The 25,755-nt window shown below is 53.7% G+C and carries 24 protein-coding genes; 13 read left to right on the top strand and 11 right to left on the bottom strand.

Annotated elements, in window-relative coordinates; genetic code table 11:
* Positions 1 to 7: 7 nt before the first annotated feature.
* The 9 genes from secY to L1F30_RS14670 all read left to right on the top strand — a co-directional run bounded on the left by secY (position 8) and on the right by L1F30_RS14670 (position 8,748).
* Complete coding sequence (secY, locus tag L1F30_RS14710; protein ID WP_253357278.1) at positions 8 to 1,324, top strand: preprotein translocase subunit SecY; 1,317 nt, start codon at positions 8 to 10, stop codon at positions 1,322 to 1,324.
* Between the two features lie 29 nt (positions 1,325 to 1,353).
* Positions 1,354 to 1,470 carry a 50S ribosomal protein L36 gene (gene rpmJ, locus L1F30_RS14705; RefSeq protein WP_015047163.1) on the top strand — a complete coding sequence of 39 codons (117 nt, stop codon included), beginning with the start codon at positions 1,354 to 1,356 and terminating at the stop codon, positions 1,468 to 1,470.
* A gap of 208 nt (positions 1,471 to 1,678) precedes the next feature.
* Positions 1,679 to 2,035, top strand: coding sequence for a 30S ribosomal protein S13 (gene rpsM / locus L1F30_RS14700; protein ID WP_253357276.1), 357 nt, complete (start codon positions 1,679 to 1,681; stop codon positions 2,033 to 2,035).
* Between the two features lie 39 nt (positions 2,036 to 2,074).
* Positions 2,075 to 2,467: a 30S ribosomal protein S11 gene (gene rpsK, locus L1F30_RS14695; RefSeq protein ID WP_183911551.1), complete on the top strand. Its 393-nt coding sequence runs from the start codon at positions 2,075 to 2,077 to the stop codon at positions 2,465 to 2,467.
* Positions 2,468 to 2,479: 12 nt separating this feature from the next.
* Positions 2,480 to 3,100: a 30S ribosomal protein S4 gene (gene rpsD, locus L1F30_RS14690; protein WP_253357274.1), complete on the top strand. Its 621-nt coding sequence runs from the start codon at positions 2,480 to 2,482 to the stop codon at positions 3,098 to 3,100.
* Positions 3,101 to 3,122: 22 nt separating this feature from the next.
* The gene (gene rpoA, locus L1F30_RS14685; RefSeq protein WP_253357272.1) at positions 3,123 to 4,115 is read left to right on the top strand and encodes a DNA-directed RNA polymerase subunit alpha; all 993 of its coding nucleotides are present in this window, start codon (positions 3,123 to 3,125) and stop codon (positions 4,113 to 4,115) included.
* Between the two features lie 78 nt (positions 4,116 to 4,193).
* Positions 4,194 to 4,574, top strand: coding sequence for a 50S ribosomal protein L17 (rplQ, locus tag L1F30_RS14680; RefSeq protein ID WP_253357270.1), 381 nt, complete (start codon positions 4,194 to 4,196; stop codon positions 4,572 to 4,574).
* A 256-nt stretch (positions 4,575 to 4,830) separates the two neighbouring features.
* The gene (locus L1F30_RS14675) at positions 4,831 to 7,071 is read left to right on the top strand and encodes a TonB-dependent receptor (RefSeq protein ID WP_253357268.1); all 2,241 of its coding nucleotides are present in this window, start codon (positions 4,831 to 4,833) and stop codon (positions 7,069 to 7,071) included.
* A gap of 75 nt (positions 7,072 to 7,146) precedes the next feature.
* Positions 7,147 to 8,748 carry a sulfotransferase gene (locus L1F30_RS14670; protein ID WP_253357266.1) on the top strand — a complete coding sequence of 534 codons (1,602 nt, stop codon included), beginning with the start codon at positions 7,147 to 7,149 and terminating at the stop codon, positions 8,746 to 8,748.
* A gap of 73 nt (positions 8,749 to 8,821) precedes the next feature.
* Here L1F30_RS14670 and uvrA read toward each other — a convergent pair whose 3' ends face one another.
* The 8 genes from uvrA to L1F30_RS14630 all read right to left on the bottom strand — a co-directional run bounded on the left by uvrA (position 8,822) and on the right by L1F30_RS14630 (position 17,053).
* The gene (uvrA, locus tag L1F30_RS14665; RefSeq protein ID WP_253357264.1) at positions 8,822 to 11,695 is read right to left on the bottom strand and encodes an excinuclease ABC subunit UvrA; all 2,874 of its coding nucleotides are present in this window, start codon (positions 11,693 to 11,695) and stop codon (positions 8,822 to 8,824) included.
* Positions 11,696 to 11,805: 110 nt separating this feature from the next.
* Entirely contained in the window at positions 11,806 to 12,891 is a 1,086-nt protein-coding gene (locus tag L1F30_RS14660) for a hypothetical protein (protein ID WP_253357262.1), read from the bottom strand.
* A gap of 49 nt (positions 12,892 to 12,940) precedes the next feature.
* Positions 12,941 to 13,531: a hypothetical protein gene (locus L1F30_RS14655; protein WP_253357260.1), complete on the bottom strand. Its 591-nt coding sequence runs from the start codon at positions 13,529 to 13,531 to the stop codon at positions 12,941 to 12,943.
* Between the two features lie 193 nt (positions 13,532 to 13,724).
* Positions 13,725 to 14,591 carry a CsgG/HfaB family protein gene (locus L1F30_RS14650; protein WP_253357258.1) on the bottom strand — a complete coding sequence of 289 codons (867 nt, stop codon included), beginning with the start codon at positions 14,589 to 14,591 and terminating at the stop codon, positions 13,725 to 13,727.
* A gap of 15 nt (positions 14,592 to 14,606) precedes the next feature.
* Positions 14,607 to 15,017, bottom strand: a complete 411-nt coding sequence (locus L1F30_RS14645) for a curli assembly protein CsgF (RefSeq protein WP_253357256.1) — start codon at positions 15,015 to 15,017, stop codon at positions 14,607 to 14,609.
* 12 nt (positions 15,018 to 15,029) lie between these two features.
* On the bottom strand, positions 15,030 to 15,446 hold the full coding sequence (locus tag L1F30_RS14640) for a CsgE family curli-type amyloid fiber assembly protein (protein ID WP_253357254.1): 417 nt from the start codon (positions 15,444 to 15,446) through the stop codon (positions 15,030 to 15,032).
* Positions 15,446 to 16,105 (bottom strand): LuxR C-terminal-related transcriptional regulator, encoded by a 660-nt coding sequence (locus tag L1F30_RS14635; RefSeq protein ID WP_253357252.1) that lies wholly within the window; start codon positions 16,103 to 16,105, stop codon positions 15,446 to 15,448. The genes L1F30_RS14640 and L1F30_RS14635 overlap by 1 nt, the downstream gene beginning before the upstream one ends.
* Positions 16,106 to 16,495: 390 nt before the next feature.
* Complete coding sequence (locus L1F30_RS14630; RefSeq protein ID WP_253357250.1) at positions 16,496 to 17,053, bottom strand: hypothetical protein; 558 nt, start codon at positions 17,051 to 17,053, stop codon at positions 16,496 to 16,498.
* A gap of 276 nt (positions 17,054 to 17,329) precedes the next feature.
* On the opposite strand from L1F30_RS14630, the gene L1F30_RS14625 reads away from it, so the two are divergent.
* From L1F30_RS14625 to L1F30_RS14615, 3 genes are all read left to right on the top strand, one after another.
* A complete protein-coding gene (locus tag L1F30_RS14625) occupies positions 17,330 to 18,676 on the top strand; it encodes an MFS transporter (protein ID WP_253357248.1) in 1,347 nt (448 codons plus the stop codon).
* Positions 18,677 to 18,761: 85 nt separating this feature from the next.
* Positions 18,762 to 19,307 carry a single-stranded DNA-binding protein gene (gene ssb, locus L1F30_RS14620; RefSeq protein ID WP_253357246.1) on the top strand — a complete coding sequence of 182 codons (546 nt, stop codon included), beginning with the start codon at positions 18,762 to 18,764 and terminating at the stop codon, positions 19,305 to 19,307.
* A gap of 117 nt (positions 19,308 to 19,424) precedes the next feature.
* The gene (locus tag L1F30_RS14615) at positions 19,425 to 20,834 is read left to right on the top strand and encodes a mannose-1-phosphate guanylyltransferase/mannose-6-phosphate isomerase (protein WP_253357244.1); all 1,410 of its coding nucleotides are present in this window, start codon (positions 19,425 to 19,427) and stop codon (positions 20,832 to 20,834) included.
* Here L1F30_RS14615 and L1F30_RS14610 read toward each other — a convergent pair.
* The 3 genes from L1F30_RS14610 to tviB are packed head-to-tail and all read right to left on the bottom strand — an operon-like array spanning position 20,831 to position 24,080.
* Positions 20,831 to 21,736 (bottom strand): XrtA system polysaccharide deacetylase, encoded by a 906-nt coding sequence (locus tag L1F30_RS14610; RefSeq protein ID WP_253357242.1) that lies wholly within the window; start codon positions 21,734 to 21,736, stop codon positions 20,831 to 20,833. The two genes, L1F30_RS14615 and L1F30_RS14610, sit on opposite strands and share 4 nt — an antisense overlap.
* Positions 21,737 to 21,751: 15 nt before the next feature.
* Positions 21,752 to 22,759: an NAD-dependent epimerase gene (locus tag L1F30_RS14605; RefSeq protein WP_253357240.1), complete on the bottom strand. Its 1,008-nt coding sequence runs from the start codon at positions 22,757 to 22,759 to the stop codon at positions 21,752 to 21,754.
* 46 nt (positions 22,760 to 22,805) lie between these two features.
* Positions 22,806 to 24,080: a Vi polysaccharide biosynthesis UDP-N-acetylglucosamine C-6 dehydrogenase TviB gene (gene tviB, locus L1F30_RS14600; protein ID WP_253357238.1), complete on the bottom strand. Its 1,275-nt coding sequence runs from the start codon at positions 24,078 to 24,080 to the stop codon at positions 22,806 to 22,808.
* Positions 24,081 to 24,318: 238 nt separating this feature from the next.
* Between tviB and L1F30_RS14595 the strand changes: the two genes are divergently transcribed.
* The gene (locus L1F30_RS14595; RefSeq protein ID WP_253357236.1) at positions 24,319 to 25,740 is read left to right on the top strand and encodes a TIGR03013 family XrtA/PEP-CTERM system glycosyltransferase; all 1,422 of its coding nucleotides are present in this window, start codon (positions 24,319 to 24,321) and stop codon (positions 25,738 to 25,740) included.
* The last annotated feature ends 15 nt before the right edge of the window (positions 25,741 to 25,755 follow it).

Below are 25,755 nucleotides of genomic sequence, written 5' to 3'. Positions count from 1 at the left end.
GGTCCCAATGGCGAGTAATCTGCCATTAGGAAATCAGAAAGGTTTAGGCGAGCTTTGGGCTCGCCTTCGTTTTCTGTTTCTGGCTATTGTGGTTTACCGGATAGGGACGCACATCCCTGTACCGGGCTTGGATCCAGACCGTTTGGCGAGTCTGTTTAACCAAAACCAGGGCACCATTCTGGGTTTGTTTAACATGTTCTCTGGCGGTGCACTCGAGCGCATGAGTATTTTGGCACTGGGCATCATGCCCTATATTTCTGCCTCTATTATCATGCAGCTGATGACGGCGGTAACGCCCTCGCTCGAGCAGCTCAAGAAAGAAGGTGACGCAGGTCGCCGCAAAATCAGCCAGTACACTCGTTACTTCACTGTAATGTTGGCAACCTTTCAGGGTATTGCCATGGCAGTGGGCTTCTCCGGCCAGGCCTATGGCGGCGAGCCAGGGTTTAGCTTCTACTTCATTGCTGTCGTGTCGTTGGTAACCGGCGCGGTATTTATGATGTGGTTAGGTGAGCAGGTAACAGAGCGCGGCATTGGCAATGGTATTTCCATGCTGATCTTCGCAGGTATTGTGGCCGGTTTGCCAAGTGCGGTGGGTCAGGCGTTTGAAAGCTCTCGCCAAGGCGATCTTCACATCCTGATGCTGCTGGCGATCACCTTCCTTGCGATCTTGATTGTTTGGTTCGTGGTGCGTGTAGAGCGCGGTCAGCGTCGCATTACTGTAAACTACGCCAAGCGCCAGCAAGGGCGTCAGGCAATGCCAGCACAAAGCAGCCATTTGCCGCTGAAAGTGAATATGGCGGGCGTAATTCCCCCCATTTTCGCAAGCAGCCTGCTGCTGTTCCCGGCGTCTATCTCCAGCTGGTTCGGCCAGGGAGAAGGTGCAGGTGCTGAGTTTTTGCAAGAGCTTGCGTTAGCTATTGGCCCAGGTCAGCCGCTGAACTTCATTTTGTTTGCAGGCATGATCATATTCTTCTGCTTCTTCTACACGGCGTTGATGTTCAACCCGAAAGAAGTTGCCGATAATTTGAAAAAATCTGGTGCCTACATCCCGGGTATTCGCCCAGGAGATCAGTCGGCCAAGTACATAGATTCTGTACTGACCCGCTTGACCGTTGTAGGTGCGCTGTACATGGCAGCTGTGTGCTTATTGCCCCAGTTCCTGATTGTTGCAACGAACGTGCCCTTCTACTTGGGTGGTACCTCATTGCTGATCGTGGTTGTGGTGGTCATGGACTTCATGTCTCAGGTGCAGGCCCATTTAATGTCTCATCAGTATGATTCACTGATGAAGAAATCCAACTTGAAGAGTGTTGGCCGCTAGGGTCAACGCTGATTTAAGCGAGGTAGAAAATGAAAGTTCGTGCTTCAGTTAAGAAAGTTTGCCGCAACTGTAAAATGGTTAAGCGCAACGGTGTTCTGCGGGTAATCTGCAGCGTTGAGCCACGCCACAAGCAGCGTCAAGGCTAATTTTCGTTAGTGCCGAAAGGCGCTAACAACCCAAAAGGCCCGGTTTCGGGCCGTTTTGGGACAAGGGGGCGTTGACTGTCGCCCGGGGAGCAATCTCCGGGCTATTGCTTTTCGCTGGTATATTCGCTATCCTGCCGCGCCTTTTCGTGTGGTGGGTGGCGAGTATTGCCGTCAACGCTACAATTTTATGCTTTATGGAGTAATTTGAATGGCCCGTATTGCTGGTGTCAACATACCAGATAACAAACATGCGGTTATCTCCTTGACCTACGTGTTCGGCATTGGTCGTACCACCGCTCAGCAGATTTTGGCTGATACTGGTATTGCTGAAACGACCAAGGTTGGCGAGTTGTCCGAAGAACAGTTGGATGTGCTGCGTGGCGAAGTCACCAAGCGTACCGTAGAAGGCGACCTGCGCCGTGAAATCAACATGAACATCAAGCGTTTGATGGATCTGGGTTGTTTCCGTGGCTTGCGTCATCGCCGCAATCTGCCGGTACACGGTCAGCGCACCAAGACTAACGCTCGCACCCGTAAGGGTCCGCGCAAGCCAATTAAGAAGTAATTGGCTTTTCGGTAACCAAAGGTTTAGGAAGAGATTGCTATGGCCAAGCCAAGTAATAAGACTGTTCGAAAGAAAGTCAAAAAGACCGTGGTTGATGGTGTTGCCCACATCCATGCTTCTTTTAACAACACGATCGTGACCATTACCGACCGTCAGGGTAATACCCTTTCTTGGGCGACTGCCGGTGGTTCAGGTTTCCGTGGTTCTCGTAAGAGCACGCCTTTTGCCGCTCAGGTAGCAGCAGAGCGCGCCGGTCAAGCTGCGCAAGAGTACGGCTTGAAGAACCTCGACGTGGAAGTAAAGGGCCCAGGCCCAGGCCGCGAATCAGCAGTTCGCGCGCTGAATAATGTTGGCTACAAAATCACCAACATCGTTGACGTCACGCCGATTCCACACAACGGCTGTCGTCCTTCCAAGAAGCGTCGCGTTTAAGGGGACTGAACAATGGCACGTTATATCGGACCAAAGTGTAAGCTGGCCCGTCGCGAAGGAACTGACCTGTTCCTGAAAAGTGGCGCTCGCCCGCTAGATTCAAAATGTAAAGCAGAAACTGCACCTGGCATGCATGGCCAGCGTCGTGGTCGTTTGTCTGACTACGGTGTGCAGCTGCGTGAAAAGCAGAAAGTTCGTCGCATTTACGGCGTTCTGGAAAAGCAATTCCGCGGTTACTACAAAGAAGCAGCCCGTCGTAAGGGCGCAACTGGTGAAAACCTGTTGAAGCTGTTGGAAACACGTTTAGATAACGTTGTTTACCGTATGGGCTTCGGTTCTACCCGTTCCGAAAGCCGCCAGCTGGTTTCTCACAAGGCGATTTTGGTTAACGGCCAAACCGTTAACATCCCGTCTTACCAGGTAGCTGAAGGCGATGTGGTATCTGTTCGCGAAAAAGCCAAGGCACAGCTGCGTATCCAGCAAGCTTTGACTCTGGCCGCTCAGCGCGCAGACGTTGAATGGGTTGATGTAAGCAGCGAGAAGAAAGAAGGCACGTTCAAGCGTGTACCTGATCGCGCTGACTTGCCAGCCGACATCAACGAAAACCTGATCGTTGAACTTTACTCCAAGTAATTAACCGCTAACAGGAACGGCTATGCAGAGTGCAGTAAACGAGTTTTATACACCGCGTCATATCGACGTTACCGAACTGAGCCCAACCCGCTCAAAGGTGGTTTTGGAGCCTCTAGAGCGTGGTTTCGGCCACACTCTGGGCAATGCGTTGCGTCGCATCTTGCTGTCTTCCATGCCCGGCTGTGCGATCACCGAAGTCAAAATCGACGGTGTACAACACGAGTACAGCGCTATTGAAGGCGTGCAGGAAGACGTTATCGAAATCCTGCTTAACCTCAAGGGTGTAGCAGTGGTAATGCACGGCAAAGATCAGGTTGAACTGACCTTGTCGAAGAAGGGCCCAGGCGTTGTTACCGCGGCTGATATTCAGGTTGATCACGAAGTTGAGATTAAAAATCCCGACCACGTAATCGCCAATATCACCAGCGATAAAGCGCTGAACATGAAGTTAACCGTGACCCGTGGTCGCGGCTACGAGCCTGCTGATCAGCGTCATAGCGACGAGGAAGAAACTCGCGCCATTGGCCGCTTGCAGCTGGACGCTTCATTCAGCCCGGTTAAGCGCTTGGCTTATTCAGTTGAAAGTGCGCGTGTTGAACAGCGTACCGACCTGGACAAGCTGGTTCTGGATCTGGAAACCAACGGCACAATTGAGCCTGAGGAAGCGATCCGTCGTGCAGCTACTATCCTGCAGCAGCAGTTGGCAGTGTTTGTTGACCTGGAAGGCGAGAAAGAAGCCGAGCCAGTTCGCAAAGAAGAGGAAATCGACCCAGTGCTGTTGCGCCCTGTGGATGACCTCGAGCTGACCGTGCGTTCAGCAAACTGCTTGAAAGCGGAAAACATTTACTACATCGGCGATCTGATTCAGCGCACTGAAGTTGAGCTGTTGAAGACCCCGAACTTGGGTAAAAAATCACTGACCGAAATCAAAGACATCCTGGCTTCACGCGGTTTGTCATTGGGTATGCGTCTCGAAAACTGGCCTCCAGCCAGCTTGCGTACAGACGACAAGTAGGTAGTTTCTGTGCGCGGTACGCCGCGCGCTTAACAAGATTTGCTGTGATAGCAATCAGAACGGATAGGATTTAGCGTCATGCGTCATCGTAAAAGTGGCCGTCAACTGAATCGTAACAGCTCACACCGCAAGGCTATGTTCAAGAACATGGCTATTTCTCTGGTTGAGCATGAACTGATCAAAACCACCGTACCAAAGGCTAAGGAGCTGCGCCGCGTGCTCGAGCCCCTGATCACTTTGGCAAAGAGCGACAACGTTGCTAACCGTCGTTTGGCGTTCAGCCGCCTGAACAACGACAAGGCAGTTGGCAAGTTGTTCAACGAGCTGGGTCCACGCTTCGAAAACCGTCCAGGCGGTTACATTCGTATTTTGAAGTGCGGCCTGCGTACCGGTGATAAGGCCCCAATGGCCTATGTTGAACTGGTCGATCGCAACCTGAAGGAAGAAGCTGCAGAGTAATTTGCTGCATCATCCTGAAAAGCCAGGCCTAGCCTGGCTTTTTTTATGCCTAAAATTCATTTACTTAGAGCGCTGTCGTCTGAAATAGCCTTCTGGCACTGCTACGCTTATGTGTAATTGCGACATAAACGTACAGGTTTGTCGTTTCTCACTGGGGCTGTGCTTGTAGCCAGGGCGGCAGCTTCCTAGGATGGCGTATCTCAGTATCACTGAGCTATAAAGCGGGCTTTAGCCCCATAATAACCGGAGAGAACCTATGTTAAAGCGTACGCTGTTGGGGCAGGCCATTTCTTGCGCCGTATTATCAGTGCCTATGGTGGCTTCAGCCCAAGATGATGCCATTTTCGATATTGAAGAAGTGGTGGTTACCGCCACCCGCCGTGCCGAAGGCGTGCAGGATATCCCCTACAACATTACCGCCGTCAGTGGCGATGCCATGCGTGATGTAGGCGCTACCAGCCTTTCCAAAATGGCGCAATTCGTACCCGGCATGCAAATGGTGGACGCCGGTGCCCGCGGCACCAGCCTTGTGACCTTGCGCGGTATGAACATCGGCGGCCTGCAGGCGGCCGAAAACCAGGGCGGTAAAGATGTGATCTCCCGCTATGTTAACGACACCCCCCTGCTGATCGACTTCAAACTGATTGATATCGAGCGCATTGAAGTGCTGCGCGGCCCACAGGGCACACTCTACGGCCGTGGCGCCATGGGTGGCACTGTGCGCTACATTCTGAATAAGCCCACAACAGAGGAGCTTACAGGCGAAGTTTACGGCAAGGTTTCCCAGAGTGCTGAAGGTAGCGGGTTGAGCTATGAAACCACCGCTATTTTGAACCTGCCCCTTTCCGAAACCCTGGCAGCCCGCTTTGCCGTAGGTTATCTCGATGACGCAGGGTTTGTGGATTACACCGAAGTGCTCACAGAGCCAGGTGTTTCCAATAACACCCGTACCGTAGCAGACGCCAACGACGAGCAAACAAGCAGTGCGCGTATGTCGCTGCGTTGGGAGCCCTCAGACGAATTTTATGTGCAGGCCAATTACTACCTGCAAGACCAGCAAGCCGGTGGCCGGCAAGCGGCCAATGAGCTGTATACCGGCAATAAGTACGAATCGGCCATGCGCTACGAAGAACCCTACGATGCCAAAGATCAGCTCACCAATGTGGAGTTTGGCTGGGAAACCGATTACGTAGAAATCTTCTCTACCACTTCTGTGGCCAACTTTGATGGCAAGGGCCAGCGTGATCAAACGGATCTGCTGGTGGTAGACATCTACCCAGGTTATGCAAACTTCCCCGAGTTCTCGGCGTTCACGCAAGAAATCGACGACGTTGACACCCTGGTGCATGAAACCCGCTTCCTGTCTACCGGCGACGGCGCCATCGACTGGATTGCCGGTTTTTACTACGAAAATGAGCAATCGGAAGGTTCCTCAACGGAATTCACGCCCGGTTATCAGGATTGGGCAGGCATCGACACCGGTTGGGGCGAGATTGAGTATCAAGCGCTCAACAAAGACACCTTTACAGAAAAGGCTGTTTTCGGTGAGCTGACCTGGCATGTCTCGGAACAATTCCAGGCTACAGTGGGTATTCGCCGCTTTGAGCAAACGCTGGATATCAAACAAGACTGCACCCTCATCCCGATTTACTGGTTCTATCGTGATGGCTTACCGGTATTGCCCGAGTGTGAATCAGGCAAAGGCACCGTCAAAGATACCGTTGGCAAGGTGAACCTTTCCTACGATATCAACGATGATGTAATGGTATACGGCACCTGGGCAGAGGGCTTCCGCCGCGGTGGTGTGAACATCGGCCCGGGTTTACTGGCGAGCGAGAAAACCTACTCACCCGACAAGGCCACCAACATGGAGCTGGGCTTGCGCTCTACCTGGGTTGATGGGCGGGTAATCTTTAACGCCGCGCTGTTCACAATCGATTGGGACGACCTGCAGGTGCCCACCAAGTCGCAAGTTAACGCGTTAAATATCACCAAGAACGGCAACCAAGGCCAGATCAACGGTGTTGAACTTACCGTACAGGCCTATGCAACTGAGCAGCTGAAAGTGGATGCGTGGGTAACCATGTACGACACCCAGCTTACCGAAGATGCATTGGAAATCGATGGCTTAAAGGGTGATAGCTTCCCTGGTGTGCCAGAGCTGCAGTTTAATCTTGCAGCCGACTACACCATTCCCATGGAGTCTGCCGAGCTGATTTTGCGCGGTAACTACTACTGGAAAGATGAAGTGAAAACCCAGTTGAACAATACCATTGCCAACAACGGTGATTATGTAGAGCTAGACAGCTACGGATTACTGAACGTGAGCGCAGATTATGTGCGCGATCAATGGCATGTGAAGCTGTTTGTGGATAACGTCACCAACGAATACTACGAGAATGGCGCACGTGGCGAAGCCCGCTACGGTACGCGCGGTGCATTCCGTTATGTGGGCAACCCACGTATTCTTGGTTTAGAGGCAGGCTACAGCTTCTAAACCTGGCGTCAAAGCACGAGCATAGAATGGCGGCCAGTGGCCGCCATTTTTTTTCGCACTCAATAAGGAATAGCCGTGGAAAAGCCCCACACACAGGCGCAGCAGCAGCTATATGCCACTGGCCGGCAGGCAGTTATAGCGCGGGATTGGAGCAGGGTTTCTGTGGTTAGCCAGCAATGGCTGAGCCAGTGGCCCAATCACCCGGAGGGCCACTATCTGGCAGGCCTAATGGCGGGCAATGCCGAGCGCTTTAGCCTGGCCGCTAAAGCCTTTGAGCGGGCCCTGCGCCTGGACGACAGCCGTGCCGATGCCGCCCTTCATCTGGCCCGCTGCCTGGTGCGCACAGGCGAACACAGGCAGGCTGTGCAGCTTGTGAATATAGCGCTGCCCGATGTTCAGCAAAGCGGCTATTTGCTGGATTTGGCAGGCTCTGTACTTACCCACGTGGGGTGTCATCAGCGGGCGTTAGCCCTGTACCGCCAGGCGGTGGCCCTTTGTCCGGGTCGAGCCGACTTTCTTAGCAATCTGTCGGCTTGTGCGTTATTCAATGGCGAGATGGATGTTGCACGCACAAGCCTTGAGCAGGGCCTTGCGCTCAACCCGAATGATGCCCGCGCCTGGTGGCAGTTGTCGCGCCTTAAGCAAACCAACCCTCACGACATCATTAGCCAAATATCCCGCTTGCAGCCTCACTGGCAAAACCCGTTGGATTTAGCCTATGGGCACTACGCCTTGGGCAAGCTGTATGAAGATGAAGGTAATTGGGGCGAGGCCGCTACCGCCTACCAAGCGGCGGCGCTCCATGCGCGAAAAGTGGTGCCTGGCTATAACAAAGCGCTCGAAACCGCGCTGGTGGATGCCATTATTGAGAAACATACCGGCCAGTGGTTGGCGGCAGCCAGTGCCTCTAATGCCTCTAATGACGGAAGTACATCCGCAGCGTTCGAGCCGCTATTTATTGTAGGGCTGCCGCGCACCGGCACAACGCTTGTGGATACCATTCTCACGTCACACACCAAAGTTTCCGGCGCGGGTGAATTGCAATTTTTTGGCCTGGGAGTAAAAAAGCTCAGTGGCATTGCCGGTGCCGATTTAATCAGCGCCCAAATTATGGCGCAGGCCACACAAATAGACCCGGGCGCACTGGCTGATTTCTATTGGCGTGAATCTGCCTACCTTGAGCCGCAAGGTGCTCTGCGCACGGATAAATTGCCCGGCAACACCTACTACCTGGGGCTGATTGCCAAGGCCTTCCCGAAGGGGAAAATTGTGCATGTGAAGCGCGATCCTCTTGATGCCTGCTTTGCCATCTATAAGCAGCTGTTTGCCGGTGCTTACCCGTTTTCCTACGCCATGGATGAGCTTGCCCACTACTATGTGAACTACCACCGGCTAATGAATCATTGGCGGTCGGTGCTGGGTGAGCGCTTGGTTGAGGTGCAATACGAGCATTTGGTGGCAAACCCCAAACAGGAAATAAGCCAGCTACTTGCGCGCTTGGGGCTCGATTTTGAAGAGGCCTGCCTTAACTTTCATCAGCAAAAGCATACCGTGGCCACCGCCAGCGCCGCGCAGGTGCGCGAAAAACCTCACGCCCGCTCGGTGGGGCGCTGGCGGCACTTTGAAGAATTGATGCGCCCGGTAAAAGAGGAGCTGGCGCGCGCCAACATTATTTAGGCCCGCTTCGCCTTAAAAATTTCCGGGTGTGGCTTGGCAGCGCTTGCAGTTGGCCGCGCTGCCAAGCCCGGCTTTAAGCCTTCGCTTTTTTAGCGGCGGCTTTTTTTGTGCTGGCCGGTTTTGCCTGGGCGAGCATGGGCTTCAAAAAGCGCCCGGTGTGGGATTGCTTCATTTTGGCAACGGCTTCAGGTGTGCCTTGCGCGATAATTTCACCGCCGCCGCTGCCACCTTCCGGGCCGAGATCTACCAGCCAGTCGGCCGTTTTGATTACATCCAGGTTGTGCTCAATAACCACCACCGTATTGCCGTGATCGCGCAAGCGGTGCAATACGTTCAGCAACTGCTGGATGTCGTAAAAGTGCAGGCCGGTGGTGGGTTCATCAAGTATGTACAGGGTTTTGCCGGTATCGCGCTTGCTAAGCTCGCGCGAAAGTTTCACCCGCTGCGCCTCGCCGCCAGAAAGGGTAGTGGCAGCTTGCCCCAAACGAATGTAGGAAAGGCCCACATCCATCAGGGTTTGCAATTTTTTGGCAATGGCTGGCACCGCATCAAAAAACTCGCGGGCATCTTCTACAGTAAGTTCCAATACCTCGTGAATATTCTTGCCCTTGAATTTCACTTCCAGGGTTTCACGGTTGTAGCGCTTGCCTTTGCACACATCACAGGGCACAAAAACATCGGGCAAAAAGTGCATTTCCACTTTGGTGACGCCGTCACCCTGGCAAGCTTCGCAGCGCCCGCCTTTTACGTTAAAGCTGAACCGGCCAGGTTTGTAGCCCCGCGAGCGCGCCTCTTGGGTGCCGGCAAACAAATCCCGTATGGGTGTGAAGATACCGGTATAGGTGGCCGGGTTAGAGCGCGGCGTACGCCCGATGGGGCTTTGGTCTATATCCACGCACTTGTCGAAATGATCCAGCCCCTCCACTTTTTTGTAGGGCGCAGCCTTGAGTGTGGTTGCCTTGTTTAAGGCCGTGGCCGCCAGTGGGTAAAGAGTTGCGTTAATCAGCGTCGATTTGCCCGAACCAGATACACCGGTCACACAGGTCATCAGGCCCACGGGAATATTCAGCGTGACGTCTTTCAGGTTATTGCCCGTGGCACCACTGAGCACCAATTGCGCCTTCGGGTCGTTGGGGTGGCGCTTTGCGGGTATGGCAATGGATTTGCGCCCGGAAAGGTAATCTGCCGTGAGTGAGCCGCGGGCCTTCAGCACTTGCTTGTAGGTGCCGGCGGCCACCACTTCGCCACCGTGAACACCGGCGCCAGGGCCTATGTCTATCAAATAATCTGCCGAGCGGATGGCATCTTCATCATGCTCTACCACTATCACCGTGTTGCCCAAATCACGCAGGTGGGTCAGGGTGCGAAGTAAGCGCTCATTATCGCGCTGGTGCAAGCCAATGGAGGGTTCATCCAAAATATACATCACACCCACAAGGCCCGCGCCAATTTGGCTGGCAAGCCGGATGCGCTGCGCCTCGCCGCCGGAGAGTGTGTCGGCACTGCGGTTGAGGGTGAGGTAGTTAAGGCCCACATCCACCAAAAATCGGAAGCGGTCGCGCAACTCTTTTAACACCTTGCTCGCGATTTCCTGCTTGCGGCCTTCAAACTCCAGTTGCTCAAAGTAGTCGTAGGCATCGCCCACGGGCAGGCTCGTGATTTCCGGCAGGGTTTTGTTGTCTACAAATACATTGCGGGCATCGCGCCTGAGCCGAGTGCCGTCGCACTCGGGGCACAGCTGATGCGAGAGAAATTTGGCGAGGTCTTCGCGCACCATTTGCGAATCGGTGTCGCGGTAGCGGCGCTCCATGTTCGGGAGCACACCTTCAAAGCGGTGGGTGCGCTGGTAAATATCGCCCCGGTCGTTCACATAGCGAAAGGAAATCTCGGTGCTGCCCGAGCCGTGTAGCACGGCGTCTTTATCTTTTTTGCGAAGTTTCTGCCAGGGTGTATCAATAGAGAAACCGTAGTGATCTGCGATAGAGGTAAGCATGTGGAAGTAATACACATTGCGTCTGTCCCAGCCGCGAATCGCGCCTTCGGCCAGAGTCAGCTCCGGGTCGTGCACCACCTTTTCTTCATCGAAATATTGCTTGTTGCCCAGGCCGTCGCAGCTAGGGCAGGCGCCGGCGGGGTTGTTAAAGGAAAACAGGCGCGGTTCGAGTTCTGCCAGTGAGTAGTCGCAAATGGGGCAGGCGTGCTTGGCGCTAAAAATCCGGTCTTCACCGTCGCCATCCATGTAGCTGATGATCGCCTGGCCATCGGCCAGATTCAGCGCAGTTTCAAAAGATTCCGCCAAACGCAGCTGCAGGTCATCTTTTACCTTAAAGCGATCTACCACCACCTCGATGGTGTGTTTTTTCTTTTTGTCGAGCTTGGGTGCGTCATCCAGATCTACCACTAGGCCGTCGATGCGTGCGCGAATAAAACCGTCGCGCTGCAGCTGCTCCATAATATGTAAGTGCTCACCTTTGCGATCGCGCACGAGCGGCGCCAGCAGCATAATCTTGCTGCCTTCTGGTAGTGCCAGCACCTGATCTACCATTTCGCTTACCGTTTGCGCAGCCAGTGGTTCTGCATGGATGGGGCAGCGCGGCTCGCCAACGCGGGCGTATAGCAAGCGCAGGTAGTCGTAAATTTCCGTGATGGTGCCCACGGTTGAGCGCGGGTTGTGAGAGGTGGACTTTTGTTCGATGGAAATAGCCGGGCTCAGGCCCTCTACGTGATCAACGTCGGGCTTTTCCATCATGGATAAAAACTGCCGCGCATAGGTAGAAAGCGATTCCACATAGCGGCGCTGGCCCTCGGCATAGAGGGTATCGAAGGCCAGTGACGATTTGCCAGAGCCCGAAAGCCCCGTGATCACCACCAGCTTGTCGCGGGGTATATCCAGGTCGATATTCTTGAGATTGTGAGTACGGGCGCCGCGAACTTGAATGGTATCCACTTAACAGCTCTCTAGTGGTTGAAAACCGACCATTATAGAGGCTCGCAGGGTGGCTGTCAGGAATGAAAAAAGGGGCCATCAGGCCCCTTGCACATCACTAGGGTGAGCGCTTAGTTCTGGGTAATGGCGGTGTAGTTGCCGGCACCACCTGATTGGGTGATGGTGGCCATGTCGTTCATGCCAGATTGCTGGATGGTGGCCAGATTGGTGTTATCCGCCATGCCGAAACCGGTTTGTACAATAGTGGCTATGCCGTTGTCGCCGGTTTGCACTATGTCTGCGGTGTTGAATTCGGCAGATTGGTCAATATCGGCCATGTTCTGGCTGCCGGGTTGATCAATGGTTGCCTGGTTCATGCCGCCGGTTTGCATGACGGTTGCCATGTTGCCGTCGCCCGCACCCTGGGAAATGGTGGCCATCAGCATTTCACCGTCCTGGCTTACTACCGCTTCGCTTGCAACCGAGGCGTCTTGGTCAATGCTCGCGGTATTCATGAAGCCGGCTTGGGCGATGTCGGCAACAGAGCCGTCTGAGATTGCGGTTTGATTGATGGCGGCTGTGTGTAAACCGCCTTCCTGGCTGATGTTTGCGCTCGCAACCCACGAATCGTCCTGCACGATGCTGGCCTGGTGTAAATCACCGGTTTGGAAGATGAACGCTTGGTCTAGCAGCGTATTGGTTTGGCTAATGGTTGCATCGCTGCCGAAAGTGGCTTGCTGCTGGATTTCAGCGGCGTTGGATAACGCATTGAACTGATCAATGCTCGCGGTGCTGACTGCAGCCTGGTTTTGATCAATGCTGGCCATGTTGTCGTCGGCAAGTTCTTGGTTAATGCTGGCGGTTGAGCCGTCAGAAACCATTACTTGGGTAATCTGGCCGTTGTTGGTTGTACCGTCCTGAAAAATGCTCGCCTCGGCAAACCAGCTGTCGTTTTGGGTGATGGCCGCACGGTTGTCGGTGCCCAGGGTTTCGATGGTGGCGGTCATGGGCGCCAGGCTGTCGCCTTGCACAATGGCCGCGCCGTTGCCGCTGCCGTCTTGCAAAACGGTGGCGGTGCTATCAAATACGTTCATTTGATCAATGGTTGCGTTGTTGTTGTCGCCCATTTGATCGCTGGTGGCTATGTTGTTGTCTGCCCACGCACCGCTGCTGGCAAGTGCGATGGCAAAAGCGATTGGGGAAAGTTGTTTGATCATTGCATCTTCCTTAATTGATGGTTGTGTTTGGCGTTAGTGGTGTTACGGGTTATTGAATTTGGCGAACGCTCGCCGATTGATGACTGCCGTATTGAATGATGAGGCTTGAATGGCTGCTGCCCTCTTGGTAAACCGCCGCGCTATTGCTGTTGCCCACCTGCTTCACGTAGCTGCTATGCCCTTGCCCGTGTTGCTCAATGTCTGCAAGGTTGTTATGGCCCAGCTGAACTAGGGTGCTGGTGTGCGCAAGGCCTGTTTGCAGCAGCTGTGCCTCGTTGGCATCGCCCGCTTGTAGCGTAAGGGCACGCTGCTGCGCGCCCAATTGTTCAATGTGCAAAGTATTGTGGTTGCCCATTTGCGCGCTGATAGAGAGCAGGTTTTGGCCCTGCTGGTAAATCACGGCGTCGTTGTGGCTGCCCAATTGCTGATGCACCGCAAGGCTGCCTGCCAGCGTGGCTTGCAGCTGGCTGAGTTCATCGCCAGATAAATCCGTAGTGTGCGGATCTAGATCAAATTGGTAAGGGGTGTGTGTTTGGGCGGTGAGCGGGTTGCCCAAGGCCCAACTGCTGGCGCCCACCAAAGTAAGCAGCACTAACAGTAAGCGGGCGTTTTTCCATCGCCTTTGTTTGGGATCTTCCATGGGTGTTGGCAGCCAGGTCGAAAAATGTCTGGGCCATTCTGTGACGTGTTTCTCTTTGTCTCTATCGCGCTTTAGTGGGTTTTTTTACAAGCCGCTTTGGTGTCGGTTTAATGCGTGAATTGATCGTCATCTTTGCAGCTAAGCGCAAGGCATTAGTTTTCTTGGCAAGGCCTTAGTAACTCTGCAACAAACCTCACAATATTTCCGGCGTTTGGTTTAAATATTGTGCAAGTGTCGGGTTGTTAATTTCGTTCGGATTGGCCAAAGACCAACTGTTTTTTCGAATACCATCGGCAATCAAGTGAATTAAGCCGGCTTCAAGGGCAGATAAAACGCACATTTGTGCCGGTTCGTTGGTGGTGGTGCCCGCCTCGATTTCCAGTAGCCGTTTGTACTCCACAAAGCGGAACACGCCGCCAGAAATTTCGCGCGAGAGAATCGACTTGCTGGTCATGATGCTGTGCAAAATGCGCCCCGAGCGGATATCGATTGCACGCAAGTTCACGGTAACTTTATCAACCCGGTATTGCTCTGATGCGCCAATGCCGAAATAGCGCGCGCCCGCACCGCCGGTTTTCAGGTTGGATTCATAGGCCACAATAGCGCCTTCTATCAATACGTTTGCCGCCAGTAGCGAGGGCAGCTCGTCGTCATTGTTTTGCGGAGTGTTGGGCTTTTTTAACGCCGCGCGAATAATTTTTCGCTCTGTTAACAGGTTTTGCAGCCCCTCGCGCTCCAGTGGAATAAACCAGCCCGAATCGTTCATGGCATTCACCAGCATGGCGGTGGCACCTTGCGATACCGCCGTGGAGAAAGAGCTTGCCGGCATGGGTTTGTACTGGCCTGTTTGATCTTTTACGTTGTAAACCGTCGCCACAATTTTACCCCTGGGGGCGGGCAGGCTAGTGAGATCTTGGTAGGTTCTGGCGCGGGGGGTAAGTGTGGCGTGGCCTTGGGCTGGGCCGAACAAGGCGGTCTCTGTTTGTTTTGCGGTTTCACAGCCTGCAGTCAAAAGCAGTGCGCAAGATGCCAGTAGCATCCGGGTCGTTTGGGTAAGCATGATGATTCCTGCAGGCTAGTTTTGCGGGTTCAATCCGGAAACCACAATTTCGGTGACTTCGTTGGTATTTTTATCTGTAATCAGCACGGTCAATACGCCGCCGTCGTCTACCAGGTCAACGATGAATGCATCCGTTTGCAGGCTGCCACTATTGCCGCTGCCAACATCGGTAAGTAATTGATTGAGCAAGCGCGATTGCAGCGAGTTGGCAAAGCGCTCTATGTCTGTGGGCGCTTGGTAGCCCTCGCCCAAATCCGGATTTTTATAGGTGTCTTGGGCCTGGGCATTGCCTAGCAGGTAATTGCCATTTAGAGCGTTGCCGCCAAAGCTCGGATTGGCGGGCGTGTAAATTAATTCGCTGGCAACAAGGCTCAACGGCGCCAGCAGGGTGATAAACAGGGTTGCAGTAAGCGTGCGATGTTTCATTGGGAAAATCTCTTAAAATTCATCCTGATCGAGATCAAAAGTATCCATGAATAGGCGTTGCAATTTTTGTTGCTGTGCCTGCTGATGAATGTGCTGGGCGGCATTTTGTGCCTCTTGGCTTACGTCTATTTTGCCCGGGGGTAAAAACCGGCGGTAGACTTCGCGGTCATCAAGGTTTACCCAAATCAAACTGCCCCAACGTGCCGAAGGCCGTTCAAACACAGTGAGGTTGTATTCGTTATCGGCGGTGAAGTGCAGGTTGCGGTAGCTGCTTAAGGCCTGCGTAAATGCATGCCCTACGCGCGTGATGGTGCTGTCGTGCGTAAAGCCTGTAATTTCATCTTCAATTTCTGCGCTATACCCCTGTGGGGCGCTGCAAAGTAATGCGCAGCTAATGAGCAGTGGCCGCCAAAATGTGCGTATGTTCACTAGATGTTATTGCGCGCCCAGTTGCAGGCTTGCAGTCGATTTTTCACATCGATTTTTTTAAACACATTGTACAAGTGGCTTTTAATGGTGTGCTCACTCACAAACAGCGCCTCGGCAATTTGCAAGTTAGTGGCGCCACCTGCCAGCAGCTCCATAATTTGCAACTCGCGGCGGGTGAGCAGCTGGCGCGAACCTGCATCCATGGGCGGGCGGCGGTTTTGCTCAATCAATTGGTGAGTCACTTCCCTGGGCAGCCACAGGTGGCCTGAAATAAGCGCGCCCAAGCCTTTAAGCAGTTGGTTGTGATCGGCATTGATGTAAAAAAGGCCTTTCACCTGGGGCCACTCTGCCAGCTGTTCCTGTTCTGAACTTTGAATCACATTAAACAGCGCTACTACCAAGCGGTTGTGCTTGCTTTGCAGGTTCTGCAGCAGGCTGCGCAGTGCGTTCATGTCGAAATGCTGCGCATCAATGAGCAGTAGCGATTGCTCGGCTTGCAGCATATGACCAACTTGCTGAGGTTGGTCAGCTAAGCGGCAGGCAAGGCCAAGTTTGTCGGACATTAAATTAGCCAGCATTTTTGATTGCATGCTGGATTCGCTGAGCAGCACCATGGTTTCGGCACTGGCCTTTTGGGGGGCACTGTGGGCGTTCATCATACTTGAGTCCATGTTAGTTATGATTAGCTTTCCATTGCGTCCTGACGCTGCTGTTAAGAGTAAAGTGTCAGTATTAGTACGGCAAGACGGCGGAAGTTAGACTTCTAAAAATACCACCTTAGTATGGGTTCGTTAGATTATTTGGCAAGTATTTGTGAGGCTTTTAAGCACAGATTGATTGGCCAAAATTAAACAACGTTGTCGCCTTGCAAAAATTTAACGCAGATGTGCGGCTATCAGGCATAAATTGGTGTGAATGTCGTGATTTTACGCACTTTTGCGGCGGCACCTTGCTATTGGTACCGGCGTCACAGTCAGCCCGGGAATTTTCATCAAACCATAAAAAAGCCCCCAATTTTGGGGGCCTTGGTGTGTGCAAGTGCTCGCGGTCTATTCGCCGGCGGCAGTTGCGGCCGCTTCGCCAAACCCTGCGGTAAGGGCATTGGCCACCATTGCTTCATCAAGCCCTTGGGCCAAAGCCCGGTCTTGTACAGCTGCGGCTAGCATGGGGCGTTCAGATACCACTGCCCGGATCATGTCGTTGGCGTCATCAGCTGTGGCGCCGGCCAGGGTGGCGTCCAGCTCGTTCAGCAATTGGTCGTCTGAAACACTATTAATGGCCACTTGCGCTTCTACGCTGGCAATGGCGAACTCGGCACCTACTACGGCTGCTGCTAGTTGATTCACGGCTTCCTGGCGGGTCACATCGCGTATGGCGAAATCTGCCTCAGCCAGTGCGATGGTGAGGTCTGCCTCGGCAATAGATGCCGTAAGCAGGTTGACGGCCTCCTGAGAGCTCACTGCCATTATCGCTTCATCGGCATAGGCCAGGCTGTCGGTCAGCGCCTGTGCGGCTTTGCTTGCGTCTTTCAGCGCTGTGTCTGCCTGTGCCATTGAGGAAATCAGGGCCAGGCCTGCAATGCTGATTAGGAGCTTGTTCGTATTCATGGGTACTTCCTGGTGCAATCAAGTGCAGTTGTTATTGTGGGGCCGGCCACAGGGCTGGCGGGGCGATCGGTCGTACAAAATCTAGTCAGTTCACTATAGCGAGGGGGCAAAATCTAAGCAATTAGCGCTAAAGAAGCGATAGTTATAGATAATCGACTTCCCAGATCAAAAGACGCTAATAGCGCCGGGGGTTGCAGTTGGTGCCCCAGAGTTGGCTCGCATTTGTTAGAATAGCTGCCCTTTCGGCCTCAGTATTTTGACAAGGTAGCAGTTTTCGTGAATCCCCCCTTTGAACGCCGCGCTGTTTTGCCCTTGGCGGGCCTGTACGTTTTCAGGATGCTGGGGCTCTTTATGGTGCTGCCGGTGCTGTCTTTGTACGGGCAAGACTATGCCGGCGCCACGCCTTTGCTGCTGGGCCTGGCGCTGGGCGTTTACGGCGCAAGCCAGGCGCTGCTGCAGATTCCCTTTGGCTACCTGTCAGACAAACTAGGCCGCAAGCCCATGATCGCGCTCGGTTTGGTGTTATTCGGTGTGGGCAGCGTGGTTGCGGCGCTGGCAGATAGCGTATACGGCTTGATTGCCGGGCGTTTTTTACAGGGCTGTGGTGCCATTGCCAGTGTCATCATGGCGCTGGTGGCCGATGTGACGGCCGAAGAAAACCGCACCAAGGCTATGGCGATAATTGGCGCCTCTATTGGTGCGTCTTTTGTACTGGCATTGATCCTGGGGCCGCTGCTGGCGGCCAGTGTGGGCATGGCTGGCCTGTTTTGGGCCACCGCGGGACTGGCGCTCGCCGGGCTTTGGCTGTTGTGGGCCCAAGTGCCCCAAGCGCCACAGGTGATGCGCCCGAAAGACATGGCCTGGGGCCCGGTGTTGCAAAACCTGGAGCTTTGGCGCCTGAATTTCGGTATTTTTGCGCTGCATTTCGTGTTGATGGCGGCATTTATCGCCTTGCCACGCTACCTGGAGTTGCAAGGCTGGGCGCGCGACCAGCACGGTTGGGTCTACCTGCCGGTGATGGTGTTTTCGTTTCTGGCAATGTTGCCCTTTATGATTTTGGGTGAGCGCTCGGGGCAGGTTAAGTGGGTGTTCGTGGGCGCCATAGCGCTCTTGTGCGCCGTACAGTTCACCCTGTATGCCTTTGCAGGCTCTGCGGTAACCCTGGTGTTGGCCTTGTTTGCCTTTTTCATGGCGTTTAATTTGTTAGAGGCCACCCTGCCTTCATGGGTGAGCAAAGTGGCGGCGCCTGAACTTAAGGGCACGGCCACAGGTATCTATTCCACCTGGCAGTTTAGCGGCGCATTTTTAGGGGGCGCGGCCGGCGGCTGGGTGTTGCAAAACATGGGCATGCAGGCGGTATTTGGCATTTGTGCATTGGTGTTGCTGGTGTGGTTGTTGGTGGCGTTATTTCATGTGCCGCCGGCCAAGCCCGTGCGCTTTAGCGTGCGCTTGCCAAGCGGTGATCATGGGCAATTGCAAAAGTTGGCGCAGCTGCGAGGCGTGAGTCAGGTAACATGGGTAGATTCAGATCACGTGGCGCTGGTGCAGGTGGATGCCCGCAATTTCAATACCGCGCTATTGGCCCGCTATGAATGGTGGCCCGCAGAGGCCGCAAGGCCATAGTGCAATTAAGCTCGACAGCCAAACAGACCTTTGGTTAGATAACTTCATATTACAAGTGACATAAATTCGAATAGGGGATACAAGCATGGCAAGAGGTGTGAACAAGGTGATTTTGGTGGGTAACCTCGGTCAGGACCCTGAAACAAAATACATGCCCAGCGGTGGCGCCGTAACCAACGTAAGTGTGGCCACCTCTGAAACCTGGAAAGACAAAAATACCGGTCAGCCCCAGGAGCGTACCGAATGGCACCGCGTGGTGTTTTTTAACCGTCTGGCTGAAATCGCCGGCGAGTACCTGAAAAAAGGCAGCAAGGTTTACGTTGAAGGTTCACTGCGCACCCGCAAGTGGCAGGGGCAAGATGGCCAGGATCGCTACACCACCGAAATTGTAGCCAGCGAGATGCAAATGCTCGATAGCCGCGAAGGGGGCGGATACAGCCAGGGCGGCGGTTATGATCAAAGCTTCAACCAGGCGCCCCAGCAACGCCAGCAGCCTCAGCAGGCGCAGCAGCAGGGTGGGTATCAGCAGCCTCAACAGTCGCAACAACAAGCCCCGCAGCAGTCTGCACCACAGCAGTCTGCGCCACAGGCCGGTGGTTTCGACAGTTTTGATGACGATATTCCGTTCTAATATTTTTTGCTGCCCGGCTGCGAGCGCAAGGTTCGTGGCCGGTTGATTTTTCGCGCGGGCCCTCGGGCCCTTAGCAACCAATGACCTGCTCATGCTGGAGCAAAAAGGATTTTGACCATGGCGCACCATATTGTTCCCGTAATTCTTGCCGGTGGTGTAGGCAGCAGGCTTTGGCCGCTTTCGCGGTCTCGCTTTCCAAAGCAATGCATTGATCTAGAGGATTGTGGCAATAGTTTGCTGCAGGCCACGCTCAAGCGCTGCAGCATGACAACCCAAGCGCCGGTGTTGCTGTGTAATGAAGAACACCGCTTTCTAATTGCAGAGCAAGCCCGCGCAATTGGGGTGACGCCGCGCAGTATTTTGTTGGAGCCCGTCGGTAAAAATACGGCGCCCGCCATTGCAGTAGCGGCTTGGCTGATTGCGCAAACAGAGCCAGACGCCATTATGCTGGTGCTACCCTCTGACCACGTCATAGACGACGCCACCCAATTTGCCGAAAAGGTGGCCCAGGGTGCCGATGTTGCAAGCACCGGTGACCTGGTTACCTTTGGTATTGAGCCCAGTGCGCCGGAAACAGGCTACGGCTATATTCGCGCACGCACGGGCGCGCCCGTTGCCGCTGTTGCCGAATTTGTAGAAAAGCCAGACCTCGCCCGCGCCAAGGCTTACCTTGCCGATGGCAATTACCTGTGGAACAGCGGCATGTTTATGTTCCGCGCCGATGCCTACCTGCGCGAGTTGGCGGCCTTTGAGCCAGAGATTCACGCCTTAAGCCAGGCCGCACTTGAGCAGGCTGAGGCAGACCTCACCTTTACGCGCTTGGCGCCAGAGCCATTCACCCGCTTGCCGTCTATTTCAATTGATTACGCGGTTATGGAGCGCACCGAGCGTGCGCAAGTGGTGCGCTTTCCATCCATCTGGAACGATGTGGGCAGTTGGTCTGCCATGCGCGAATTGGGCGAGCCGGATGCGCAAAATAATGTGACCCGCGGCGATGCCTTGTTGCTTGATAGCAAAAACACGTTGGTGCACGCCGGGTCGCGTTTGGTGGCAGCTGTTGGGGTGGAAGATCTCATTATTGTTGAAACAGATGATGCAGTCATGGTTACCCGTGCAGATCGTGCCCAAGACGTTAAAAAAATAGTTGATCACCTTGCGCGTGAAGGCCGCCCAGAGGTGGATTGGCATCGCGAAGTGCACAGGCCCTGGGGTAAATACCATGGCTTGGTAATAAACGGCCGCTACCAGGTGAAACGCATCACCGTAAACCCCGGCCAAAAGCTTTCAACGCAAATGCATTACCACCGCGCCGAGCACTGGGTGGTGGTAAGTGGCACGGCCAAAGTGCGCGTGGGTGAGCGCGAGCAACTCATCAGCGAAAATGAATCCACTTACATACCCATTGGCGATGTGCACTCGCTGGAAAATCCCGGCAAAATTCCCCTTGAATTAATAGAAATCCAAACGGGCGGCTACCTGGGTGAAGACGACATAGTGCGCTTTGATGATCGCTACGGGCGCAGCTAGGCGCTGAGCTTTTGTGCGGCGCGCAAATCCAGCACTTGCGAGATAGGTGCATCGCGCAGGCTATCTGTCATGGTGCCAAAGGCAAAATCCTTCAGCAATTGTTCCAGCCTCGGCTTGCAGCGCGATAAGTTGGTGTAGTGGCGAAAGCGCGAAAACCAGCTGGCGCCTGCCACTCTAGGCTGCGTTGGATCTATTTCCCAGGGGTGTAAATAAAAAATCTGTGGCCTGGTTTGGTTGTGGCTTGCACGATTAAACAGCCAGCGCGAAAGTGCGTAGGGGTATTGCCTGAAGTAACCGCCACCGGCGGCTGGAATGGCCTGGCCTAACACCTTTGCTGTGGTGAGCGGGAACTCGGTAAGCGTTGCTCCCGATTGCGTAATGATGGTGTAGGGCTCCTCGGGGCTACCGGGTATACCGTAGTTATCGTGCCGGGTAGGGAAAATACTGGAATCCCAGCTAAAGCCCTGTTCGGCCAGTATGTCTAATGCCCACAGGGATTTTTGGGTAATCGAATAACTGGCCGCCCGGTAACCTTTCACCTGGGTGCCGGTTATGTCTTCCAAAATGGCCTTTGAGCGCGCGGTTTCTTCGCGAAAAACCTCAGGCGTTTGTTGGTAAATCAGTTGGTGGCTGTAGCCGTGCGAGGCAATTTCATGGCCGGCTTGTTGAATGCGTTGCACAAGCTGTGGGTGGCGCTCGGCCACCCAACCCAAAATGAAAAAAGTGATGCGCACATCCGCTGAATCAAACAGGGCCAGTAGCGCATCGGTATTGCGCTCAACCCGCGACGGCCAGTTACCCCAATCCTCGGGTTTAATTACCTGGTTGAACGCCGCCACGTGGAAGTAGTCTTCCACATCCACGGTCATGGCGTGGGTAATGCGTCGCTGCTCTGCTGCCACGGGTAAGAACCTTTGTTAAACCTTGTAGTAATCGCGGTACCACTTCACAAACTTTTCCACGCCCACTTCGATGGGGGTGGTGGGTTTGTAGTGAACGTCTTCCATTAGTGCATCAACATCGGCATAGGTATCGGGTACGTCACCGGGCTGCAATGGCAGCAGGTTTTTGGTGGCCTTTTTGCCCAGGCACTGCTCCAGAATTTCGATATAGCGCAGCAGTTCTGTGGGGTTGTTGCTGCCAATGTTGTAGAGGCGGAAGGGCGCTTTAGAGGTGGCCGGATCTGGCGTATCGCCCGACCAGCGCTCATTGCGCGGTGCTGTGTGATCGAGTGTGCGTATTACGCCCTCTACAATGTCGTCGATGTAGGTGAAGTCGCGGCGGTGGTTGCCGTAGTTAAACACATCAATGGGCTCGCCCGCCAAAATCTTGCGGGTAAAAATAAACAGCGCCATATCTGGCCGGCCCCAGGGCCCGTATACGGTAAAAAAGCGCAAGCCAGTGGTGGGGATGTCAAACAAATGGCTGTAGGTGTGCGCCATTAACTCGTTGGTTTTTTTGCTCGCCGCGTAAAGGCTTACCGGGTGATCAACATTGTTGTGCACCGAAAAGGGCATGGCGGTGTTCGCACCATACACAGAGCTGCTTGAGGCATATACCAAATGCTCTGTGCCCATGTGGCGGCAGGCTTCAAGAATGTTCAAAAAGCCTGTGATATTGGCATCCAGGTAGGCTTGCGGGTTTTCAAGGGAATAGCGCACGCCGGCTTGCGCTGCCAGGTTCACCACGCGATCGGGCTGGTAGCGCTTGTAGGCTTTATCGAGCGCGCTTTTATCTTCAATGCTCAGCTGCTCAAACTGGAAGCCCTCGCGCTCGGTTAAACGGGCCAGGCGTGCATGCTTTAGCGTTACATCGTAGTAATCGTTGAGGTTGTCTATGCCGAGCACATCGTCGCCGCGATCAAGCAACCTGTGGGCAAGGGTAGACCCAATAAACCCGGCGGCGCCGGTAACCAGAATTTTCATTGTATAAGCTCGTTTAATTTAACTGATGTGGGTAGGCGCCGAAGGCCTAAAGCCGGCCATCCACCTCGGTTTTTGGCAAAATGTGTTTGACGTCGAACACCACCGCACCCGGTTTACCCAATGCGCGTATTTGTTGGGCGCCCATGGCGCGGAACTGTGTATGGCCAACGCACAGGATAATGGCATCATACTGGCCGATGGCAGGCTCGTTTACCATGTTGAGGTTGTATTCCTCTGCTGCTTGGCCGGGGTCTACCCAGGGGTCGTAAACGTCTATTTCCGCGTGGTAAGTATTGAGCTCGTTAATAATATCTACCACCCGTGTGTTGCGCAGGTCTGGGCAGTTTTCTTTAAATGCCAGGCCCATAATCAATACGCGGCTGCCCACCACATGCACCCTTCGTTGGGTCATCATTTTAACTACAGATTCCGCAACAAACGCGCCCATGCCATCGTTAATGCGGCGCCCTGCTAGAATCACTTCCGGGTTGTAGCCAACCTGCTGCGCCTTATAGGTGAGGTAGTAGGGGTCTACGCTGATGCAATGCCCGCCCACAAGCCCCGGCCGAAATGGCAGAAAATTCCACTTGGTGCCGGCGGCTTCAAGCACCTCCAGGGTGTCGATATCCAGGCGCTTGAAAATAAGTGCCAGCTCATTGATTAAAGCGATGTTGATATCGCGCTGGGTGTTCTCAATCACCTTGGCGGCCTCTGCCACTTTAATGCTGCTGGCCTTGTGGGTGCCGGCGGTCACAATGCGCGCGTACAGGGCGTCAACATAGTCGGCAACCTCGGGTGTAGAGCCTGAGGTCACCTTGGTAATGTTGTGGACCCTGTGTTCTTTATCGCCCGGGTTTATGCGCTCGGGGCTGTAGCCTGCAAAGAAGTCGCGATTAAACCTGAGCCCAGACGCACGCTCAATAATGGGAATGCAAAACTCTTCAGTGCAGCCAGGGAACACGGTGGATTCAAATACCACTACCGCATTTTTAGAAATTACCCGCCCCAAAAGCTCAGAGGCCTTTTGAAGGGGCGTGAGGTCTGGCTGTTTGGCGCTGGTTATTGGCGTAGGAACTGTAACGATATAAACATCATAGTTTTTAATATCGTTTTCGTTGGATGTAAAGCTTAAGTCTTTAGACTGAGTTAGGGTTTCTTTGTCTACCTCTAACGTATGGTCTATGCCCTGTTGCAGCGCCGTTATGCGTGCCGCGTGTATGTCGAAGCCTAGGGTTTTAATTTGCTTGCCGAATTCGGCAGCCAGGGGCAGGCCAACGTAGCCAAGGCCGATAATACAAATCTTTGGGGAGCTGGGGAGCATGAGCCGCTGTCCTTGTGATGGTCTCATTGTTTCGGCGGGTAAGTTATCACAAAAACCGATTTCCGGTGTATGGCAAAAGTTTAATGCTGGTTAAATAATATTCATACTAAAGGCTCGGGTAAAAATTCTTGATTACGATATAATGGTGGGCTTCGCTGGCAGTGCTTAAGTGCTATCAGTTTACTAAAGGCACGTTAGAGGCCTGCACAGGAAGTATTAAAAGGGAAAGGGATTCAGGGTGTCGTATATACGCCTCAACAAGCACTACATTCACCAGCACTTTGTTGTTCTGGGGGTTGTAGAAACTTGTCTGCTCATCGGTGTTGCATGGTTTGCAGAACATCTTCAGTTATTGCTGCTGAACGCGGCACCCGTTTGGTCTATCAATTTTTCTGATTGGATTCCTCTATTCATTTTTGCCGTCGTGCTGAGCTGCTGCACCTTGTCTATGGGCGTTTACATCGCCTTGGTGCGCGAAGGTTACGCCAGCATGATGCTGCGTACACTCGTAAGCTTTTTCCTGTTAGGTAGCCTAAGCCTGTATTGCGTCAATTTGGCGTTGGGTGATGAGTTCATAGACCGTGGGCTGGTATTTTGGGGCGTGCTGGTGGCAACACTTGTAGTGTTTGCCGTACGGGCGCTGTTTATTGGCCTGGTGGATACCGCCAATCTGCGCCGCAGGGTGATTATCTATGGCGCTGGCAAAAAGGCAGAGGCGCTACTGACCGAGCTGGATACCGCAAACACCAAGCTGGGCGTGCAGGTGGTGGGGTGCATTGCAGACGCAGGTGACGAGATTGCCGTAAATTCTGCGCTGTTGCGCGCCGTGCCGCAAAATTGGGTAGCCTTTGTAAAGCGCGAGCAAATCTCTGAAATTGTTATTGCACCCGATGAACGCCGCAGCCAGTCGGCCGGTGAAGGCTTGCCCGTGGGCGAGTTTCTGGATTGCAAAGTGGCAGGCGTGGGCTCTACCGATGTGCTTGGATTTTGTGAGCGCGAGCTAAACCGTATTGATGTCAACATGCTGCAACCTTCCTGGCTGCTGTTTTCCGATGGCTTTAAAAATTCTAAACGGCACCTGTTTATCAAGCGCGCCTTTGATTTGTGTGTGTCTGTACTTTTTCTGTTAGTGCTTTGGCCATTTATGCTGCTTACCGCACTGGCGGTAAAGCTTGAGAGCGCAGGCCCTGCGCTCTATTCACAAGAGCGTGTGGGGCTAAATGGCCGGGTGTTCCGTATCTATAAATTCAGAAGTATGCGCCAGGATGCCGAGCAGGCGGGCAAGGCTGTGTGGGCGCAAAAGAACGATTCACGCGTAACCCGCGTTGGTAATTTCATTCGCAATACCCGCCTTGATGAGCTGCCCCAGCTCTATAACGTGATTGTTGGGGAAATGAGTTTTGTTGGCCCAAGGCCCGAGCGCCCACAATTTGTTGCACAGCTTGCAAAAGAAATTCCGTTTTACGATGTGAGGCACAAAGTCAAACCGGGGTTAATGGGGTGGGCGCAATTGAAATACCCCTACGGCGCATCCGTTGAAGATGCCAAAAACAAACTCACATACGACTTGTACTACGCAAAAAATAAAAGCTTTTTTATGGATATGCTCATTCTTGTGCAAACAGTGGAAATTATTCTGCTGGGCAAGGGTGTGCGTTAAATGTATACCAATTAT

It is taken from the genome of Simiduia sp. 21SJ11W-1 (assembly GCF_024138675.1).
GTDB lineage: Bacteria > Pseudomonadota > Gammaproteobacteria > Pseudomonadales > Cellvibrionaceae > Simiduia.
The sequence above is the reverse complement of the archived record's forward strand: the minus strand, read 5'-3'. Positions and strand labels throughout refer to the sequence as shown.